At 69.1% G+C, this 14,557-nt stretch carries 11 protein-coding genes and 1 riboswitch; of the genes, 5 read left to right on the forward strand and 6 right to left on the reverse strand.

All coding sequences use genetic code 11. From position 1 onward, the window contains the following. Positions 1–11 precede the first annotated feature (11 nt). From selB to fdnG, 6 genes are read right to left on the reverse strand one after another with little or no spacing between them, the layout of a single operon-like run. On the reverse strand, positions 12–1,913 hold the full coding sequence (selB, locus tag VL129_RS00105; RefSeq protein WP_325408818.1) for a selenocysteine-specific translation elongation factor: 1,902 nt from the start codon (positions 1,911–1,913) through the stop codon (positions 12–14). Continuing rightward, complete coding sequence (selA, locus tag VL129_RS00110; protein ID WP_325408820.1) at positions 1,910–3,310, reverse strand: L-seryl-tRNA(Sec) selenium transferase; 1,401 nt, start codon at positions 3,308–3,310, stop codon at positions 1,910–1,912. Before selA ends, selB begins: the two co-directional genes overlap by 4 nt. Further along, positions 3,307–4,230 carry a formate dehydrogenase accessory protein FdhE gene (gene fdhE, locus VL129_RS00115; RefSeq protein ID WP_325408822.1) on the reverse strand — a complete coding sequence of 308 codons (924 nt, stop codon included), beginning with the start codon at positions 4,228–4,230 and terminating at the stop codon, positions 3,307–3,309. The genes selA and fdhE overlap by 4 nt, the downstream gene beginning before the upstream one ends. Positions 4,231–4,261: 31 nt before the next feature. Next, positions 4,262–4,927 carry a formate dehydrogenase subunit gamma gene (locus tag VL129_RS00120; RefSeq protein WP_325408824.1) on the reverse strand — a complete coding sequence of 222 codons (666 nt, stop codon included), beginning with the start codon at positions 4,925–4,927 and terminating at the stop codon, positions 4,262–4,264. Further along, the gene (gene fdxH / locus VL129_RS00125) at positions 4,924–5,895 is read right to left on the reverse strand and encodes a formate dehydrogenase subunit beta (RefSeq protein WP_325408826.1); all 972 of its coding nucleotides are present in this window, start codon (positions 5,893–5,895) and stop codon (positions 4,924–4,926) included. Before fdxH ends, VL129_RS00120 begins: the two co-directional genes overlap by 4 nt. 1 nt (position 5,896) lies before the next feature. Further along, entirely contained in the window at positions 5,897–8,971 is a 3,075-nt protein-coding gene (gene fdnG / locus VL129_RS00130) for a formate dehydrogenase-N subunit alpha (protein ID WP_325408828.1), read from the reverse strand. A 217-nt stretch (positions 8,972–9,188) separates the two neighbouring features. Here fdnG and VL129_RS00135 point away from each other — a divergent pair, with 217 nt between their 5' ends. From VL129_RS00135 to cobC, 5 genes are all read left to right on the forward strand, one after another. Further along, positions 9,189–9,482, forward strand: coding sequence for a hypothetical protein (locus tag VL129_RS00135; protein WP_325408830.1), 294 nt, complete (start codon positions 9,189–9,191; stop codon positions 9,480–9,482). Positions 9,483–9,556: 74 nt separating this feature from the next. Beyond that, positions 9,557–11,440 (forward strand): 1-deoxy-D-xylulose-5-phosphate synthase, encoded by a 1,884-nt coding sequence (gene dxs / locus VL129_RS00140; protein WP_325408832.1) that lies wholly within the window; start codon positions 9,557–9,559, stop codon positions 11,438–11,440. A 233-nt stretch (positions 11,441–11,673) separates the two neighbouring features. Beyond that, positions 11,674–12,717: a nicotinate-nucleotide--dimethylbenzimidazole phosphoribosyltransferase gene (gene cobT, locus VL129_RS00145; protein WP_325408834.1), complete on the forward strand. Its 1,044-nt coding sequence runs from the start codon at positions 11,674–11,676 to the stop codon at positions 12,715–12,717. Beyond that, a complete protein-coding gene (locus VL129_RS00150) occupies positions 12,714–13,490 on the forward strand; it encodes an adenosylcobinamide-GDP ribazoletransferase (RefSeq protein WP_325408836.1) in 777 nt (258 codons plus the stop codon). The genes cobT and VL129_RS00150 overlap by 4 nt, the downstream gene beginning before the upstream one ends. Continuing rightward, entirely contained in the window at positions 13,475–13,999 is a 525-nt protein-coding gene (cobC, locus tag VL129_RS00155; RefSeq protein ID WP_325408838.1) for an alpha-ribazole phosphatase family protein, read from the forward strand. Before VL129_RS00150 ends, cobC begins: the two co-directional genes overlap by 16 nt. Before the next feature lie 321 nt (positions 14,000–14,320). Further along, positions 14,321–14,526, forward strand: a riboswitch (cobalamin riboswitch). Positions 14,527–14,557: the final 31 nt, after the last annotated feature.

Consider the following 14,557-nt stretch of genomic DNA (forward strand, 5'->3'; position numbering starts at 1 on the left):
GCTCGGTAACCCTAGTTGCCCGCCAGGCCGCTGTCACGCCGCACCCGGCGTTCATTGCCGAAGCGACGGGTCAGGCCGACGCGGTCGAAGTGTTCCAGCAACTGGATGCTGCGCTTGCGCCCCAGGCCGATGCGGTCGCGGAAGGCGGCGGCGCGCACGGCGCCCTGCTCGGCTTGGAGCGCCAGCAGAGCTTGCGCCGCGCGCCGCAGGGTGGCTTCCGGGTAGAACAGATCGCGCACCACCTGCTGCAGCTGCCCCAGCCGCGCCAGCTTGCGCAGCAGCAGGCGCATGTCGGCTTCGGCCGTGCCGGTGTCGCGGGCCAGATCGCGCACCCAGGGCGGGTCGAAGCCGCCGGCTTCCAGCAGCGGCCAGATACGCGCCTTGAGCGCTTCCTCCGCCTCATCCAGTCGCACCTGATGGTCCGGGCGATGCAGCCAGGGTCCGCTGCTGGCCACCTCGCCACGGACCATGCTCTCCTCCAGCCGGGCGATGAACACCGGGCGTTCCAGTTGCGGCAGCGCGTAGCGGCGCAGGCGATCGCGATCCGGGCCCAGCTCGTCCGGCTGTTCCTCGTGAAAGCGCTGCAGACCGGCGACCAGCGTCTCGCCCAGCTGCTCCCAGCGCTCGGCCAGCAACAGCCGCGGGCCGACGCGGGTGGCAATGCGCAGTACCCCTTCGGGCAACGGCCAACTGTCGGGCAGGCGGTTGAACTGGCGTTCCAGCATGGCCGGTTCCAGGCCGTTGGGCGCATGGGCCAGCAGCACCGGCAGGGCGCTTTCCAGCCCGCCTGCGACCAGCGCTTGCAGTTGCGCCAGACGCTCCGGACTGCGCCGCTGGCGACTGGGCGCAAAGGGATCCAGCACCCGGCCGCCGCCCAGGGTCTGGCGGGCGCTCTGGTCGCGCAGCACCAGGGCATCGCCGTGCACGGCGTGCAGCGGTGCGTTCAGCACCAGTTGCGCCAGGCCCTGCGTGCCGGGCTCCAGCAGCTCGCCTTCCAGCAGGGCGACGCGCCCGCTGACATCCTGCGCGCCGAGGTGCACATGCACCGGCGTCCAGTGGCGCAGCGGGCGCACGCCAGGCAGCAGGCGCAACTGCACATCCAGACGGCTGGACGGGGCATGCAGCGCCGGCGCCAGCAGCCAGTCGCCGCGCCGGATGCGTTCCGGGGACACGCGCTCCCCGGCCAGATTCAGCGCCACCCGCTGTCCCGCCCAGGCCTGCCGGCCCTCCCGGTTCTGCGCGTGCAGGCCACGCACCCGCACCCGGAGCCCGGCGGGACTGAGCAGCAGCTCGTCGCCGACGCTGACCGTGCCGGCAAAGGCGGTGCCGGTGACCACCGTGCCGGCGCCGCCGATGCTGAAGGCGCGGTCGATGGCCAGGCGGAAGTGCCCCTCGGCGCGCCGTTTCCGGCACACGCCGGCCTCGTCGATCAGCGCGGCGCGCAGAACCTGAACGCCCTCACCGCTCACCGCCGAGAGCGGAAACAGCGGCGCCCCGGCATAGGGGCCGGCCGCCAGCAACTGGCGGACGTCCTCAGCCACCTCGGCGACCCGCTCCGGTTCGACCCGGTCGATCTTGGTGATGGCCACCAGGGCGCGGGGAATGCCCAGCAGCTCGACGATGGCCAGGTGCTCGCGGGTCTGCGGCATCACCCCGTCATCGGCGGCCACCACCAGCAGCACCCGGTCGATGCCGCTGGCCCCGGCCAGCATGTTGTGGATGAAGCGCTCGTGGCCGGGCACGTCGATGAAACCCAGTGGCTCGTCCAATCCCAGGTCCAGGTACTGGTAACCCAGGTCGATGGTCATGCCGCGCTCGCGTTCCTCGCGGCGGCGGTCGCCGGCCTGGCCGGTGAGGGCCTGCAGCAGGGTGGTCTTGCCGTGATCGATATGGCCGGCGGTCCCGATGATCATTCGCGCAGCAATGGCCACTGGGCCAGGAAAGCCGGCTCGTCATCCAGCTGGCGCAGGTCGAGCCACAGGGCGTCGTCGTCGATGCGGCCGAGCACCGGAATCGGCAGGCCACGCAGGGCGTCTTCCAGCTGACGCAAGGCGCGGCTCCTCAGGCGGCGCGGCTGTTGCGGGGTGAAGCGCAGCGCCACGCTCGGCAGCCGGGCAACCGGCTGGGCGCCACTGCCGATCATGCCCAGCGCATCCACCACCTCCAGCTGCCAGTCGGCCGGCAGCGCGCCGCTTAGCGTCGGCAGCAGACGCCGGGCCTGGGCACGGATCTCCCCCTGCGCGCGGGTGAGCAGGCGCAGCGTGGGCAGTCGCTCGGCCAGCCGCTCGGGGTCGCGATACAGACGCAGCACCGCCTCCAGGGCGGCCAGGGTCAGCTTGTCGACCCGCAGGGCGCGCTTGAGCGGGTTCTTCTTCAGGCGCTGGATCAGCTCGCGCCGGCCGACGATCAGCCCGGCCTGGGGACCGCCGAGCAGCTTGTCGCCGCTGAAGGTCACCAGCCCGGCGCCGTCGGCCAGCGCCTGGCGCACGGTGGGTTCCTTGGGCAGGCCCCAGCGCGACAGGTCCAGCAGGCTGCCGCTGCCCAGATCTTCCAGCAGCGGCAGGTCGTGCTGGGCGGCAATGCGCGCCAGCTGGTCGGTCGGCACGCTGGCGGTGAAGCCCTGCACGCTGTAGTTGCTGGTGTGCACGCGCATCAGCAGCGCGCTGCGCGGACCGATGGCGGCCTCGTAGTCGCGGGCGTGGGTGCGGTTGGTGGTGCCCACCTCGACCAGCTTCACCCCGGCGCGGGCCATGATGTCGGGGATGCGGAAGGCGCCGCCGATCTCGATCAGTTCGCCGCGCGAGATGATGCCTTCCTTGCGCGCGCCCAGGCTGTTGAGCGCCAGCAGCACGGCGGCGGCATTGTTGTTGACCACGGTGACCGCCTCGGCGCCGGTCAGCTCGCCAAGCAGCTCCTCGACCAGCGCGTCGCGGTCGCCGCGCCGGCCGCTGGCCAGGTCGAACTCCAGATTGGACGGATAGCGGGCCGCCAGGCACATCGCCTCGATGGCCTCCTCCGGCAGCAGCGCACGCCCCAGGTTGGTGTGCAGCACGGTGCCGGTCAGGTTGAACACCCGTCGCAGCTGGCTGCGTTCCCGGCTGGCCAGTCGCTCGCCGACGCGCCCGGCCAGCACGGCGGCTTCCAGCTCCACCGGAGACAGGCGGCCCTGCAGGGCCGGCTCGCGCAACTCGTCCAGCAGTTCGCGCAGGCTGTGCAGCAGCGCCGCGCGTCCGTGCCGCTCCTGCAGCGGCACCATGGCCGGGGTCTGCAGCAGGCGTTCCACCGAGGGCAGACGCACCGCCTCGTTCACCCCTCGCCTCCCGGCGCCAGCAGCAGGTTGGGCGCCAGGCGATGAAAGCCCTGCTCGTTCATCAGCATGTCCAGCTCCAGGCTGGCCAGATCGGCGGACAGGCACTCACCATCCGAGCGCTGTTCCAGGTAGAGCAGCTTGAGATAACCGTGACAGCTGGGGCAGGCCTCGGCCTTCACGTCGCCGGGCGTACCGTCGCGGTGCACGTAGTCCAGCTCGCGGGTGGACAGGCAATGGCTGCACTTGAGGCGCACGAAGTGCCACTCCGCCGAACACAGCGAGCAGACCAGGTAGCGCAGGCCGTTGAGTTTGCCCCGATGGCGGATCACGCCCGCCATCGGCGGCGCGCCGCAACAGGGGCAATGGGTCAGCTCGCCCGGTTCGGGCAAGGCTTCCAGGCGCTCGCGCAGGCCGAACAGCCAATGGGTCCAGGCCAGTTGCAGGCCGGCCCCCAGGAACGGCACCAGCTCGGCTGGCACGCCTTCGTACTGGCCGGCCAGCAGCGCCACGCCCCAGGCCCTACGCTGCGTCTCGTCGGCCCGGTGCAGGCGGGTCAGCGCGGTGCGCACCATGGGATTGTCCGCCGTGTAGAAGACATCCAGCCAGGCATCCAGCAGATGCTGCCAGGCGCTCTCGCGCACCAGGGTGTCGGCGGCCAGCGGCGGCAGGCCGTGCGCCAGCGATTCCTGGATGCGCCGCGCGTTCAACGCAGGCACGGCGGGCGGCTGGTCGAGCACCTGCTGCTGGGCCCGGCAGACGCCGGCCAGCAGGCGCAGGTAGTCGCCCAGCGGGTGGTCGGTGGCCAGCGTGTCGAGCTGGGCGGCACGCAGCGCGAAGAGATTGTGCGGCGGCAGCTGAATGAACGGCGGCCGTTCGGCCGCCGCCTCGATCTGCCCCGGCTCGAGAAGTTTCCCTGTCACACGACTGTCCTTTTTCGGGTTTGCGTTGAGCCTAGCTGCGCGGTGGCCTGTGCACGCTGCGTGTCGTCGGCGTCTCCTCGCCCGTCAGCTGCCGGTACCAGAGGGAGTGATGCTTGCGCGCCCAGGCGCGACTGACGGTGCCGAACAGCATCGCGTCCATCGAGCCCTTCACCCAGAGGCCGGCATACACGTGCACGATGATGCTCATCACCAGCAACCAGCCGGCCGCCGCGTGAATCACGCTGGCCAGGCGCAGGCTGGTGAGGTCGAACAGGTGGCTGAACCAGGCGCGCCAAATGACCAGGCCGCTGAGCAGCAGCACCAGCATCAGCACGATCAGCACCCAGAACAGCAGCTTCTGGCCGGCGTTGTAGCGACCCACCTCCGGCAGGCGCTCCTCGCGGTTGGCCACCACGTCGTTCATCTGTCTGAGCCATTGCCAGTCGCGCCGCTCCATGCCGTTGTGGCGGGCGAAGCGGATGACCAGGAACAGGAAGAACACGAACATGGCCACCCCGAACCAGGGGTGCAGGATGCGCGTCCAGGTGCCGCCGCCGAACAGGCCGGACAAGCCGAACAGCCAGGGGTGGAACAGCGCCAGTCCGGACAGGCCGGCGGCCAGGAACAGCAGGGCCACCAGCCAGTGATTGGCGCGCTGGCCGGCGGTATAGCGAACGATGGGTCTGCTGCGGATCATCTCGGGGTTCCTCCGCTTCGCGGGTCGCGCGGATCGACCTGGTGCACGCCGGGGTCAACCTGATGCACCACGGTTTCGCCGGAGGGCGGCGGCGGGTCGCCGGCCTCGGGGTCGTACTCTTCCTCGACGCGGTTCGGACCGACACCCACGTAATGGAAGAAGCCACCGAGCACCGCCGCGCCCATGGCCAGCAGCGCCAGCGGCTTGGTGACGCCCTTCCACAGGCTGACCAGCGGGCTGATGGTCGGATCTTCGGGCAGGCCGCTGTACAGCTGCGGCTGGTCGGCGTGGTGCAGCACGTACATCACGTGGGTGCCGCCGACCCCCGCCGGGTCGTACAGGCCGGCCTGCTCGAAGCCGCGCTCCTTGAGGTCGGCGATGCGCCCGGCGGCGTGATTGCGCATGTCGTCCTTGCTGCCGAAGACGATGGCGCCGGTCGGGCAGGTCTTCACGCAGGCCGGCTCCAGGCCCACCGCCACGCGGTCGGAACACAGGGTGCACTTGTAGGCCTTCTTGTCCTTGCCCGAGAGGCGCGGGATGTTGAACGGGCAGCCGGTGATGCAGTAACCGCAGCCGATGCAGTGGTCCTGGTTGAAGTCGACGATGCCGTTGGCGTACTTCACGATCGCGCCGGGGCTCGGGCAGGCCTTCAGGCAGCCCGGCTCGGCGCAATGCATGCAGCCGTCCTTGCGGATCAGCCATTCGAGGTTGCCCGAGTCCGGGTTCTCGTACTCGGCGAAGCGCATCAGCGTCCAGGACTCGGCCGTCAGGTCCATGGGGTTGTCGTAGATGCCGTGGTTCTCGCCCACCTCGTCACGCAGGTCGTTCCACTCCGAGCACGCCACCTGGCAGGCCTTGCAGCCGATGCACTTGGAGGTGTCGATCAGCTTGGCCACCTCCATCGTGTCGCGCACCGAGGGCGGTTGCGTGGTGGTGGCGGAGCGGGCAATCAGGTCTTGGGTCGCCATGTCATGCCCTCTCCACGTTGACCAGGAAGGATTTGAACTCCGGGGTCTGGGTGTTGCCGTCACCCACGAACGGCGTCAGCGTGTTGGTGATGAAGCCGTTCCTGGCCAGCCCCGAGAACCCCCAGTGCAGCGGGATGCCCACGTGGTGCACCGTGCGCCCGTCCACCGTGAGCGGGCGGATGCGCTTGGTGACCACCGCCACCGCCTTGATGTAGCCACGGTTGGACGACACCTTCACGCGGTCGCCGGCGGCGATGCCCAGCTCGCTGGCCAGCGCCTCGCCGATTTCCACGAACTGCTCCGGCTGGGTGATGGCGTTCAGCCGGCAGTGCTTGGTCCAGAAGTGGAAGTGCTCGGTGAGCCGGTAGGTGGTGGCCGCGTAGGGGAACTCCTCGGCCGTGCCGAACAGCTCCAGGTCGTTCTTGAACACCCGCGCCGCCGGATTGCTGCGCGCCAGCGGATTTTCCGGGTGCAGCGGGTTGCGGCCGATGGGCGTCTCGAACGGCTCGTAGTGCTCGGGGAACGGCCCCTCGGCCATCATGTCCACGGCGAAGAAGCGCGCCGTGCCTTCGGGGGTCATGATGAACGGGCTCATGCCCTCCTCCGGCGGCGAGTCGAGCTTGAAGTCGGGGACATCCGTGCCGGCCCAGCGCGTGCCGTTCCACCACACCAGGCGCTTCTTCACCGGCTCCCAGGGCTGGCCGTCCGGCCTTGCCGAGGCGCGGTTGTAGAGGATGCGCCGGTTGGCCGGCCAGGCCCAGGCCCAGCCCAGGGTCTGGCCCATGCCGAAGGGATCGGCGTTGTCGCGCCGCGCCATCTGGTTGCCCTGCTGGGTCCAGGAGCCGGACCAGATCCAGCAGCCGCAGGCGGTGGAACCGTCGGCGCGCAACTGGCCGAAGCCGGCCAGCTGCTCGCCGGCGCGCACCTCGATCGCGCCGGTGTTCGGGTCCGTCAGGTTGGTCAGCGCCTTGCCGCTGTACTCCATGGCGATCTCTTCGGCGCTGGGCTCGTCGGGGCGTGCGTAATTCCAGTGCAGGCCGAGGATCGGATCGGGGAATACCCCGCCCTCGCTGCGGTACAGCTCGCGCAGCCGGTGGAACAGGCCGGCCATGATGGCCACATCGGTGCGCGCCAGCCCCGGCGGGTCACCGGCCTTCCAGTGCCATTGCAGCCAGCGACCGCTGTTGACCAGCGCGCCGTTCTCCTCGGCGAAGCAGGTGGTGGGCAGACGGAACACGGTGGTCTGGATGGCCGCCGTGTCGACGTCATTGAACTCGCCGGCGTTGCGCCAGAAGTCGGCCGTCTCGGTCTGCAGCGGATCCATCACCACCAGATACTTCAGGCGCGCCAGCGCGCCGCTGATCTTGGCCTTGTTGGGGAACGAGCCAATGGGGTTGAAGCCCTGGCAGAAGTAACCGTTGATCTGGCCCTGGAACATCATGTCGAACACTTTCAGCACGTCGTAGCCGGGGATATCCAGCTTGGGCAGCCAGTGGTAGGCCCAGTTGTTCTCCGCCGTGGCGGCGGGGCCGAACCAGGCCTTCATCAGGCTGACGTGGAAGCGTTCGTAGTGTTGCCAGTAGGACAGCTGATTGGGCCGCAGCGGCCGCGGCGCCCGCCCGGCGATGTAGGCGGCATAGTCCTGCTCGTTGTCCCGGGGCAGGGTCAGGTAGCCGGGCAACAGGTTGGAGAGCAGGCCCAGGTCGGTAAGCCCCTGGATGTTGGAGTGGCCGCGCAGGGCGTTCATGCCGCCGCCGGGCATGCCGATGTTGCCCAGCAGCAACTGCACCATGGCGCCGCAGCGGATCATCTGCGAGCCGACCGTGTGCTGGGTCCAGCCCAGGGCGTACATGATGGTCATGACCTTGCCGGGCGCCGAGGTTTCGGCGACGGTCGTCCAGACTTTGAGCAGGGCGTCCAGCGGCGTGCCGCAGATGCTGCTGACCAGCTCCGGCGTGTAGCGGCTGTAGTGGGCGCGCAGCAGTTGGTAGACGCAACGCGGGTGCGTCAGGCTCGGGTCGATCAGCGCGTAACCGTCCGGGCCGATTTCGTAGTTCCAGCTCGACTTGTCCGGATAGCCGCGCCGTTCGGTGTCGTAGCCGTTGAACAGGCCATTCTCGAAGCCGAACCCCTCGCGCACGATCAGCGGCAGGTCGGTGTAGTTGCGCACGTACTCGTGCTGGATGCGATCGTTCTCCAGCAGATAGTTGATCAGCCCGCCGAGAAAGGCGATGTCGGTACCGGTGCGGATCGGCACGTACAGGTCGGCCACCGAGGCCGAACGGTTGAAGCGCGGATCGACGACGATCAGCCGAGCCTTGTTGTGGGCCTTGGCCTCGGTCACCCACTTGAAGCCGCACGGGTGGGCTTCGGCGGCGTTGCCCCCCATGATCAGGACCAGGTCGGCGTTCTGGATGTCACTCCAGTGGTTTGTCATGGCACCGCGGCCAAACGTCGGGGCAAGACCTGCCACCGTCGGGCCGTGTCAGACACGCGCCTGGTTGTCGAACCCCAGCATGCCGAGGGAGCGCACCACCTTGTGGGTGATGTAGCCGGACTCGTTGGACGACGCCGAGGCCGCCAGGAAGCCGGTACTCAGCCAGCGGTTGACCGTCTGCCCCTGCTCGTTGCGCTCGATGAAGTGGGCGTCGCGATCGTCCTTCATCAGGCGGGCGATGCGATCCAGGGCATCATTCCAGCTGATCGGCGTCCACTTGTCGCTGCCGGGCTCGCGCACCTCCGGCTGGGTCAGGCGGTGCGGGCTGTGGACGAAGTCCAGCAGGCCGGCGCCCTTCGGGCATAGGGTGCCCTGGTTGACCGGGTGATCGGAGTCGCCCTCGATGTGGATGATTTCCTGGCTGACGTTCTTGCCGCCACTGCCCTGGCTGTAGAGGATCAGCCCGCAGCCCACCGAACAGTACGGGCAGGTGTTGCGGGTTTCCCGGGTGCGGGCAAGCTTGAAGTGGCGAATCGATTCGGCGTAGGCGGGTGGCGGAGCCATGCCCAGCGCCGCCAGGCTGGATGCCCCAAGGCCGACACCGCAGACCTTGAAGAATTGCCGACGGTTCATGTCCATCACGCATCTCCTGCTCAGGCTGGCCGGTCCCTGCGGTCGTGCGGTGCCACAGGCTGTGCCGGCAGGCGCGACCTCTGCCGAAGCCGTCACCTCTGGTTAAACAGTAGCCAATGCCGGCCAGTTGGCAATCGACCGGCCGGACGGCCGTCCCCGCAGGCTCGCAAAGTCATGCCGACAGCCCCTACACTGCGCGTCCATTCAACGGAAGGTCGATGCGATGCGGGTGGAAGGCTTTTTCGAAAGCGTGGGCGAGGCGCTGGGTACCCTGCTGCGCTGGATCATCGATGGCCTGTACGGGCTGTTCGAGGCGATCGCCGATGCCGGCCGCGGCTTTCTCAACGGCCTGGCCAACGCCCTGGGCATGGACGCCTCGCTGCTCAGCCTGGCGGCCCTGGTCGTTGGCCTGCTGATCCTGGTATCGGCGGTGCGCGCCCTGCTGCGCCGCGCCTTCATTTCCGGGGTACTGCTGTTGCTTCTGGGTTTGTGGTTGCTGAGCCTGTTCATCCATTGACAGGCCGCTTGGGCAGGTCTCTCCGCTTCGAGTAAACTGCGCCGTCTTTTACCTCCAATAAAACGATCAGTCTGATGCCCAAGACGTTCCACGAACTCCCCCGCCAGCGTCCCGCCACGCCCCTGCTCGACCGCGCCGCAACGCCCGTCGAGCTGCGCCGTCTGAGCGAAGCGGAACTGGAACAACTGGCCGACGAACTGCGCCAGGAACTGCTCTATTGCGTGGGCCAGACCGGTGGCCACTTCGGCGCCGGACTCGGCGTGATCGAGCTGACCATCGCCCTGCACTACATCTTCGACACGCCGGATGACCGTCTGGTGTGGGACGTGGGCCATCAGGCGTATCCGCACAAGATCCTCACCGGCCGCCGCCAGCGCATGTCCACCCTGCGCCAGAAGAACGGCCTGGCCGCCTTCCCGCGCCGCAGCGAGAGCGAGTACGACACCTTCGGCGTCGGCCACTCCAGCACCAGCATCGGCGCGGCGCTGGGCATGGCCATCGCCAACCGCCTGCGCGGTGAAAAGCGCAAGGCCATCGCGGTGATCGGCGACGGCGCGCTGACCGCCGGCATGGCCTTCGAGGCGCTCAACCACGCCCCGGAAGTCGGTGCCGACATGCTGGTGGTGCTCAACGACAACGACATGTCGATCTCGCGCAACGTCGGCGGCATGTCCAACTACCTGGCCAAGATTCTTTCCAGCCGCACCTACGCCTCCATGCGCGAGGGCAGCAAGAAGGTGCTGTCGCGCCTGCCCGGCGCCTGGGAAATCGCCCGCCGCACCGAGGAATACGCCAAGGGCATGCTGGTGCCCGGCACGCTGTTCGAGGAGCTGGGCTGGAACTACATCGGCCCCATCGACGGCCATGACCTGCCGACGCTGATCGCCACCCTGCGCAACATGCGCGACCTGTCCGGGCCGCAGTTCCTGCACGTGGTGACCAAGAAGGGCAAGGGCTTCGCCCCGGCCGAGCTGGACCCGATCGCCTGGCACGCCATCAACAAGCTGGAAGACGCGCCCAAGGCGCCGAAGAAACCGGCCGGCCCGCGCTATTCCAACGTGTTCGGCCAGTGGCTGTGCGACATGGCCGCCCAGGACTCGCGCCTGCTGGGCATCACCCCGGCCATGAAGGAAGGCTCCGACCTGGTGGCCTTCAGCGAGCGCTTCCCGGACCGCTACTTCGACGTGGCCATCGCCGAGCAGCACGCCGTGACCCTGGCCGCCGGCATGGCCTGCGAAGGCGCCAAGCCGGTGGTGGCCATCTACTCCACCTTCCTGCAGCGCGCCTACGACCAGTTGATCCACGACGTGGCGGTGCAGGACCTCGACGTGCTGTTCGCCATCGACCGCGCCGGCCTGGTCGGCGAGGACGGCCCGACCCACGCCGGCAGCTTCGACCTCTCCTTCCTGCGCTGCATCCCGGGCATGGTCATCATGACCCCCAGCGACGAGAACGAGCTGCGCCGCATGCTGACCACCGGCTTCCTGCACAACGGGCCGGCCGCCGTGCGCTACCCGCGCGGCAGCGGCCCGAACGCGCCGCTGGAACCCGGTCTGCAGCCCCTGGAAATTGGCAAGGGCGTGGTGCGCCGCCAGGGCACGCGCGTCGCCCTGCTGGCCTTCGGCGTGCAACTGGCCGAAGCCTTGCGCGTCGGCGAAACCCTGGATGCCACCGTGGTGGACATGCGCTTCGTCAAACCGCTGGACGAGGCGCTGGTGCGCCAGCTGGCCACCGAGCACGAGCTGCTGGTGACCCTCGAGGAAAACAGCGTCATGGGCGGTGCCGGCAGCGCGGTCAGCGAGTTCCTGGCCAGCGAAGCCACCGTCAAGCCGCTGCTGCACCTGGGCCTGCCCGACCGCTATGTCGAACACGCCAAGCCCGGTGAAATGCTCGCCGAGTGCGGGCTGGACGAGGCGGGGATCGAAGCGGCGGTACGGGCGCGGTTGGGGAAGCTGTAAGGCGGCCGATTCTTTTGCTTCGGTAGTGACTCCCCTTCCCCCTCTCCCCCGGCCCCTCTCCCGCCAGGGGCGAGGGGAGAAAAGCGGTTGGTGCACGAACTGTCCCCTCTCCCCTCGTGGGAGAGGGCTAGGGAGAGGGGGGGAAGCAGCCCAAGCCCCCTGAATTCCTTTCCATCCATTCACACCCGCCCCGGCGGCGCTTACCAGTCCCGCCGGCGCTATCGAGCGTTTAGATGTCCCTGCCACGCTTTGCCATTTCCGCCCCCGACGCCGCCATCCTCCCGGCCCTGCGCCACGCCATCGACCGCAAGACCAAACCGCTCGGCGCGCTCGGCCAGCTGGAGGCGCTGGCCCTGCAGATCGGCTGGGTGCAGCAGACGCTGAATCCGCAGCTGACGCGCCCGAGCCTGACCATCTTCGCCGCCGACCACGGCCTGGCCCGCGCCGGCGTCAGCGCCTACCCGGCCGAAGTGACCCCGCAGATGGTGTTCAACTTCCTCGCCGGCGGCGCCGCCACCAACAGCTTCGCGCGTCAGCACGGCTTCGCCTTCCAGGTGGTGGATGCCGGGGTGAACCACGACTTCCCCGCCGACCTGCCGCTGCGCCACGAGAAGATCGCCCACGGCACCGCCAACTGCCTGGAAGGCCCGGCCATGAGTCGCGAACAGGCGCTGCGCTGCCTGGAAACCGGCCGGCGCATCGCCCACGAGGAAGTGGCCAAGGGCAGCAACCTGCTGGCCTTCGGCGAGATGGGCATCGGCAACACCTCCACCGCCACGCTGCTCAGCCACCTGCTGGCCGGCCTGCCGATCGCCGCCTGCACCGGGCGCGGCACCGGCCTGGACGACGCCGGCCTGGCACGCAAGGTCGCCTCCCTGCAGGCGGTGGCCGAGCGCGTCGGCCCCGGCCCGCATGAGGCGCTCACCGCCCTCGCCGAAGTCGGCGGTTTCGAAGTGGCGATGATGACCGGCGCCATGCTCGGCACTGCCGAGAAAGGCGCACTGATCCTGGTCGACGGCTTTATCGCCACGGCCGCGCTGCTGGCCGCCATGCGGATCGCGCCGGCGGTGCGCGACTACGCGGTGTTTGGCCATCGCTCCCAGGAAGGCGGCCACCCGCTGCTGCTCGCGCACCTCAACGCCACGCCGCTGCTGCAGCTGGACCTGCGCCTGGGCGAAGGCAGCGGCGCGGTGCTGGCCTGGCCGCTGCTGCAGGCCGCCTGCGGTTTCCTCAACGAGATGGCCTCGTTCGAATCCGCTGGAGTGTCCGACCGATGAGCGAGCGCTCCGCCCCGCGCCGGGAGATCGACCGCTTCCTGCTCTCGCTGCAGTTCTTCACCCGCGTGCCGATTCCGGCGCGGGTGCCGTACTCCGAGAACGAGCTGAACAAGGCGGCGGTCTATTTCCCGCTGATCGGCACGCTGATCGGCGCGGCCTGTGCGCTGGTCTACTGGGGCGCCAGCTTCCTGTGGGACGCGCCGATTGCCATCTTCCTGAGCATGGCGTTCGGCCTGCTGCTCACCGGCTGCTTCCACGAGGACGGCCTGGCCGACTGCATGGACGGCATGGGTGGCGGCTGGGACCGCGAGCGCATCCTCGCCATCATGCAGGACTCGCGGCTGGGCACCTACGGTGCCGCCACGCTGCTGGCGGCGCTGGGCGGCAAGCTCCTGCTGCTGGTGTCGCTGCCCGCCGCGCTGGTGATTCCGCTGCTGATCCTCGCCCACGCGGTCAGCCGGCTGAACGCGGCGACCATGATGCTCACCGAGTCCTACGCGCGCCCGGAAGGCAAGGCCAAGCCGCTGGCGGTGCGCATTTCGCTGTTCGGCCTGCTGATCGCCGCTGCGCTGGCCCTGGCTCCGTTCCTGTGGATCGAGCTGCCGCCGCTGCTGTGGCTGGCGCTGCTGCCGCTGATTCCCCTGCGCCTGTGGTTCGCCCGCTGGCTGCGCAAGTGGATCGGTGGCTTCACCGGCGACTGCCTCGGCGCGCTGCAGCAGCTGAGCGAGCTGACCTTCCTGCTCGGGGCCTTGGCGCTGTGCCGCTTTATCTGATCCGCCACACCCGCGTGGGCTGCCCGCCGGGGCTGTGTTACGGACAGCTGGATGTGCCGCTGGCGGACGGCTTCGCGGACGAGGCCCAGGCCGTGCGAGGAGCACTGTTGCAGCAATTCCCCAACGGCCTGCCGCCGGTATGGAGTAGCCCAAGCCTGCGCTGCCGCACACTGGCCGATGCTCTGGGCGAGCCGTATCGCACCGATGCGCGGCTGATGGAGCTGAACTTCGGCGCCTGGGAAGGACGCAGCTGGGCCGAGCTGGACTCCCCGGAAGCGCGTCACTGGGGCGACCACTGGCAGAGCGCTGCACCGCCCGCTGGCGAATCCCTGCCCGAGCTGCTGGCCCGGCTGCGGGGGTTCCTCGCGGAGATCGAAACCGGCGACGCGCTGCTGATCACCCACGCCGGGCCGATCCGCGCCCTGCATCATCTGCTGCTCGGCGAACCCCTGGAAACGGCGTTTCGCCGTCCGGTGGGTTATGGCGAGCTGCTGCGGCTGGGAAGCTGAACCGTCGGCCCATCGCTGCGGTTGACGTCCCTCGGCCGGCATAAAGCCGGCCCTACAGGTTCCAGGCAACACCCGTGGAGCCGCACCGCGCCCCTGTAGGGCCGGGTTTATCCCGGCCGGGGACCGCAGCCAGGGTGCCGGCCCTCCGCACTGACCTGTGGGAGCGAATTCATTCGCGAGCTTTTGCGTCGGCCCGCACAAAAGCTCGCGGACAAGTCCGCTCCCACAAAAAACACCGCCGCGCACAAACCCCGCCGCTCGGGCATTGCCCGGCCATTCTTAACGCCGGTCATTGCCTCCCATCGCCCCGCCCGTTATGGTGCGCGCGTTTTTCTTGTCGGTGCGCAAGCGTTTTTGCGTTAAACGGGAAGCCGGTGGCGCTCTTAGGAGCCATCCCGGCACTGCCCCCGCAACGGTGAATGACCGCCCTCTCGGGCAGCGACTCCTACAGCCACTGGGAATTTTCCTGGGAAGGCGGAGTCGTCAGGGTCATGAGTCCGGAGACCGGCCGACGGGAAGCGACTGGTGTTGCGGAGGGCGGCACCGTCAAGCGCTGTC

Origin of the sequence: Pseudomonas sp., from assembly GCF_035497915.1 — a bacterium.
Lineage (GTDB): Bacteria > Pseudomonadota > Gammaproteobacteria > Pseudomonadales > Pseudomonadaceae > Serpens.

Coding starts and splice junctions, on each gene's coding strand:
- VL129_RS00120 (WP_325408824.1), bottom strand. CDS start 4,927: ATGATCCGCAGCAGACCCATCGTTCGCTATACCGCCGGCCAGCGCGCC.
- VL129_RS00150 (WP_325408836.1), top strand. CDS start 12,714: ATGAGCGAGCGCTCCGCCCCGCGCCGGGAGATCGACCGCTTCCTGCTC.
- selB (WP_325408818.1), bottom strand. CDS start 1,913: ATGATCATCGGGACCGCCGGCCATATCGATCACGGCAAGACCACCCTG.
- cobT (WP_325408834.1), top strand. CDS start 11,674: ATGTCCCTGCCACGCTTTGCCATTTCCGCCCCCGACGCCGCCATCCTC.
- dxs (WP_325408832.1), top strand. CDS start 9,557: ATGCCCAAGACGTTCCACGAACTCCCCCGCCAGCGTCCCGCCACGCCC.
- fdxH (WP_325408826.1), bottom strand. CDS start 5,895: ATGGCGACCCAAGACCTGATTGCCCGCTCCGCCACCACCACGCAACCG.
- VL129_RS00135 (WP_325408830.1), top strand. CDS start 9,189: ATGCGGGTGGAAGGCTTTTTCGAAAGCGTGGGCGAGGCGCTGGGTACC.